Here is a 4314-nt window from a genome sequence, read left to right on the forward strand (position 1 = left end):
CTCAGAGATACGAGTAATGAAAGGCCATTGGCGGATTCGGTCTAACTTCGCGTTTCAGCGGAAACCGCTACGCGGTTCCGCTGAACTTGGGTGTTAGGCTGATTTCATGCCAGTTTGGATCGCAGTCGCTTTTTCTGTATACGCCGCCCACGCTCTTTGGCAAGGCGTATCCATCGCTCGACAGAAAAAGCCAATCTATTTGCTATATGTGGCACCAGTACTACTAGTTAAATTCGCCTTGCTTGGCATCGCGATATCCTACTGGAGTGAATCACACTGTGAAACTGTCTCGGGCTTATGGAAAGGATTTCTTGCAATACCGCTAACGCTCGCAATAGTTGAGGGGCGTGGCATGTATTCCATAATCAAGCACGATAGGTACACCCTCGAGCGCAGCCCATTCTACTATCCGGCACTGGCGTTTCAGTTTGTTGTTTCCGTGGCATTACCTTTTCTGCTGCTCTGGTTTGGGTTTCGCGTACTGGCTATTCAGCAATGTGGCGGTTGAACCAGATCCACCTCCACCTGTGCGGCGGCTTCAGCCGACCATGCAGCGGAGACTCAATCGTGGCTCCATTTGGAGGCCTCATGGCGCGCGGTCGTAATTCACATGCGCAGCAGCCTAACTTCGCGTTTCAGCGGAAACCGCTGCGCGGTTCCGCTGAACTTGGGTGTTAGCCATCCACAAGGAGATCGTCATGAAGCTTGTTGCGTCTGCCGTTGCACTCTTTGTCTGCGCTGTGTTTTCCGCGACTACCCTCGCCGCGGAAGATCTCTACAAGGTGAGCTTTGAGATTCGAGAGGCAGGGGAGCTTCGCTCTTCCCCGATGGTTGGCGTCCGCGCCGACACTGAGGCAAGCATCTCGCAAGACGGTGAGGGCTGGTTCAAGCTCGACTTCACCGTTTCGCCGACAGAGAACGGCACCATCGAGCTCAATGCTGTTTACGAGTCAGCCACGCACAACCTGGCTCCAATGATGGAGCTTGAGCTCGGCAAGACTGCGACCATCGGTACCGATGATGTACAACTCACGGTCACCGTTGAGCCCGCAGATGTCTAACTTCGCGTTTCAGGGGAACCGCTGCGCGGTTCCCCTGAACTTGGGTGTTAGGCCTCTCATGATGCTGCTCATCTCACTCTCGCTAGCTGCATCACTCACAGCCGAAGCGCCCCGTGTCCCCGCTACCATTGCAACCAAGGAGGGCCTCGACTTCGTCATTGCAACTGGGCCTATTGATGCTGGCTTCAGTGAGCGCTTACGCGCAGCCCTGGACAGTAACGCTGCAGCAACTTCTCTTGAGGTCGAAAGTCTCGGCGGCCTTTCCGAAGAGGCTTATGCTGCCGCCAATCTCCTAAATGATCGTGGCATCGGAATCCGTGTACGTGGTCGTTGCGCAAGCGCGTGCGCACTCATGTGGGCCTCGGCTGAGCAGCGCATCCTCTTCGAGGGCGCGCGCATCGGCTTTCATGCGGGCAGGCCATCACGCGACCCTCCTGCGATTCTGAGAGGCGCCGTTCAGCGTCACTCGTCTCGCCTCGCCGCGGTAGCAATGGCCAAAGCTGGCTTCGACGACGAGATGATCGAGCGGGCTGCAAACACTCCACACGAGTCAATGTTGTGGCTTGAGGTGGCCGAGGCGAAAGCCGCTGGAGCAGTCTTTGAGCTCGCGCCGCGTACAACGGAGCCGACGCCGTGATGATCTCCCGCAATTTCCAGCGCGCGCAGCTGGCAAACAAGCCTAACTGCGCATTCCAGCGGAAAACACTGCCGAGCGGCAGCGTTTCCGCTGAATTTGGGTGTTAGGCCTCACAAGGAGCGTGCGGTGGTAGTCCACAGATCCAAAGCAGACGCTTGGCTCATCGCGGTCCTGGCGATTTCGATCCTGGCGGCGCTGTACGGCGCTATCGTCGTCGCGGCACGGGGCTCCATCGGCGACTTGGCACTCGCCGCGTTCATTACTGGGATAGGCGCAGCCCTCCCCCTCTGGCTGATGCTATCGACGCGCTACACGATTCGGGGGGATCAGCTGCTGGTCCAGTGCGGCCCGTTCACTTGGCGCATCAAGGTCGCGGAGATCACCGGGATCACGCCGACTTCCAACCCGCTTTCAAGTCCGGCACTCTCACTAGACCGACTTCGCATCGACTACGGGCAGCGTGCTTCGCTCATGATCTCTCCTCGCGACAAGGACAAGTTCCTCAGCGACCTGGAGGCTGCGCGTCGTGGTGCCGCCTAACTGCGCATTCCAGCGGAAAACACTGCCTAGCGGCAGCGTTTCCGCTGAATTTGGGTGTTAGAGGTCGGATGCATGAGGCAGCCACCGCTTGCAGCGCTATGGCTCCTGGCGATGGGCTCCGCCTTTCTCCCCGGCTGCGCGCTCTTGGGACCGAGAGATGGGTATGTGCAAGTGAGCGGGCAGACTCCCGCCGAGGCGGCAGAGCCGTGTCTGTTGTCCGTCTCCGCCTCTGGTTCTCCGCACCCGCCTTGGCAACGACCCGTTACTGGCACTTTTCACGAGGGCTTTGTTATTGGACCATCTCGCAAGGGGCACGACGTGGCGCTTGTCTGCGACGGCAAGACCGTGGCCGTTCGCCACTTCAAGTACGGCAGCGATGTGCGCATCAATGACACCGTCGCCCTCTAACTACGCGTTTCAGCGGAAAACACCGGCTGGCGCCGGCGTTTCCGCTGAACTTGGGTGTTAGGCGGCAATGGAAGGTGGCCGCAGATTGGTTGAGCAGAGGAAGCTGGAGTTCCCGACGTATAGCCCGCTCTTACGCTGAGCACTTATGAACCGAAAAATTAAACTTTATATTTACGGCATAAGTTTTCTCTGCATTGCAGTTCATGCTTGGTTTTTGACAACAACTACACTCCCGGTATGGGTTGATTTATTGGTTGCACCAGCGTACATCACTGTTGTTGGATTGACCTTTTACAGTTTTCTGTACGCCATAATTAAGCAGCATGAGAACTGGCTTATTTGGACCATCGGGCTATTCTTCTTTGGAATCATTGCCGCCCCTTTTCATCTCTATTTCATGGTTTGGAATTCTGAGGCGGATAGGACCTAGAGCAGATGGTACGACCGCTGAGGTGGTGCGGTCGCCGTTTTCCACCCGATTTTGCGTCGCGACCCTTGGAGACGGTGTGGTGTCAATGCAGGACGTGTACCCGTGCGGTGCGCCTAACTTCGCGTTTCAGCGGAAACCGCTGCGCGGTTCCGCTGAACTTGGGTGTTAGGCCCGCAAAGGCGAGTACGCATGAGACGGACCCGACTCGAAAATCTTGTGGCAGTGTGTGATCGCTTCGGTAAGAGCCTTGAGGGCATTCCCGACAGCACCGCACGAAGCCTGCACGATGTCTATGCGGATCTTAGTGCCCGCATGATTGAAGTACGCGCACGCAATCCCGAGGTGAGATCCAGTGAGTTTGCTTCTGGCATCGAACAGGGACTGCGGGAGGCTCCGGAGTCCTTCTCTGCCGTTAGCGCTCAGTGGCGCGAGACTGTTGAAAAGGCGTTTTATGCCGCTTTCCGCGCCGAGTACCCAGAGTTCATGGCCAAGGAAGCGGCGCGACTGGAAAAGGTTGAAACTCGAGGGCGCATCCGCACTGATTCGGAGTACTACTTGGTTCGGCACCAAGTGGATGCGCTGGAAGGCGACGAGGATGCGTTGGCCCGCTTACATACTCTGTATGCAATGTTGGAGGCGTATGAACTTCGCTCAAGCTAGCCACGCGATGCCTGCGCGGATTGTACGGATACCGCCTAACTTCGCGTTTCAGCGGAAACCGCTGCGCGGTTCCGCTGAACTTGGGTGTTAGCCGGGGAGGCTCGAATGCGCTACGTCATCTTTCTTGCATTGGGCCTGGCATTTTTCGCGGCCTACGAGGTTCACAGCAGTGCAGTCCGCGAGGTGGTTTCTGGCTATGAGCTGCTGAGGGAGATCGCTGAGGACGCAACCATGAGCCCCGAGGATCGGGCAATCGTGGATAGCTTCCCGCATCACCACTACCAAGCCAGTCGCCGGGCTGATCGTGCCTTCTGGGCAATGGGGATAGTTGCCTTAGCGTTCGCGGGAGGAGTCGGCTACTTCACCAGGCGAGAAGAACGAGACGAGGAGGCACGCGATGTGGGTTAGCAAGCGGGCGAGCTGCGTGCAATCGTCTGACTGGGCGCACGCAGCGTCTAACTTCGCGTTTCAGCGGAATAGGTAGTTCCTCCGCTTTAGTGGACACCCTGATCTAACTTCAGGAGTGTCTTTCATGGCCAAGCCAGGTCCACGAACCACGTACCGCTACACCGCTTCGT

At 57.4% G+C, this 4314-nt stretch carries 6 protein-coding genes; all 6 read left to right on the forward strand.

What is annotated here, in order from left to right; translation table 11 throughout:
- Positions 1-106: 106 nt before the first annotated feature.
- The 6 genes from FU658_RS14155 (at position 107) to FU658_RS14180 (ending at position 4144) form a co-directional block, all read left to right on the forward strand.
- Entirely contained in the window at positions 107-508 is a 402-nt protein-coding gene (locus FU658_RS14155; RefSeq protein WP_147892667.1) for a hypothetical protein, read from the forward strand.
- A 190-nt stretch (positions 509-698) separates the two neighbouring features.
- Complete coding sequence (locus tag FU658_RS14160) at positions 699-1061, forward strand: hypothetical protein (protein ID WP_147892668.1); 363 nt, start codon at positions 699-701, stop codon at positions 1059-1061.
- Positions 1062-1119: 58 nt separating this feature from the next.
- Positions 1120-1698, forward strand: a complete 579-nt coding sequence (locus FU658_RS14165; RefSeq protein WP_187266141.1) for a hypothetical protein — start codon at positions 1120-1122, stop codon at positions 1696-1698.
- Between the two features lie 126 nt (positions 1699-1824).
- Complete coding sequence (locus FU658_RS14170) at positions 1825-2238, forward strand: PH domain-containing protein (protein ID WP_147892670.1); 414 nt, start codon at positions 1825-1827, stop codon at positions 2236-2238.
- 1027 nt (positions 2239-3265) lie between these two features.
- On the forward strand, positions 3266-3736 hold the full coding sequence (locus FU658_RS14175) for a hypothetical protein (protein ID WP_147892671.1): 471 nt from the start codon (positions 3266-3268) through the stop codon (positions 3734-3736).
- Between the two features lie 105 nt (positions 3737-3841).
- Positions 3842-4144, forward strand: a complete 303-nt coding sequence (locus FU658_RS14180; RefSeq protein ID WP_147892672.1) for a hypothetical protein — start codon at positions 3842-3844, stop codon at positions 4142-4144.
- Positions 4145-4314 lie beyond the last annotated feature (170 nt).

It is taken from the genome of Alkalisalibacterium limincola (assembly GCF_008017755.1).
GTDB classification, from domain to species: Bacteria; Pseudomonadota; Gammaproteobacteria; order Xanthomonadales; family Xanthomonadaceae; genus Alkalisalibacterium; species Alkalisalibacterium limincola.

Bases quoted from the DNA above. Each gene is read 5' to 3' on its own strand.
- FU658_RS14155 (WP_147892667.1), top strand. From the start codon at position 107: ATGCCAGTTTGGATCGCAGTCGCTTTTTCTGTATACGCCGCCCACGCT.
- FU658_RS14160 (WP_147892668.1), top strand. From the start codon at position 699: ATGAAGCTTGTTGCGTCTGCCGTTGCACTCTTTGTCTGCGCTGTGTTT.
- FU658_RS14165 (WP_187266141.1), top strand. From the start codon at position 1,120: ATGATGCTGCTCATCTCACTCTCGCTAGCTGCATCACTCACAGCCGAA.
- FU658_RS14175 (WP_147892671.1), top strand. From the start codon at position 3,266: ATGAGACGGACCCGACTCGAAAATCTTGTGGCAGTGTGTGATCGCTTC.
- FU658_RS14180 (WP_147892672.1), top strand. From the start codon at position 3,842: ATGCGCTACGTCATCTTTCTTGCATTGGGCCTGGCATTTTTCGCGGCC.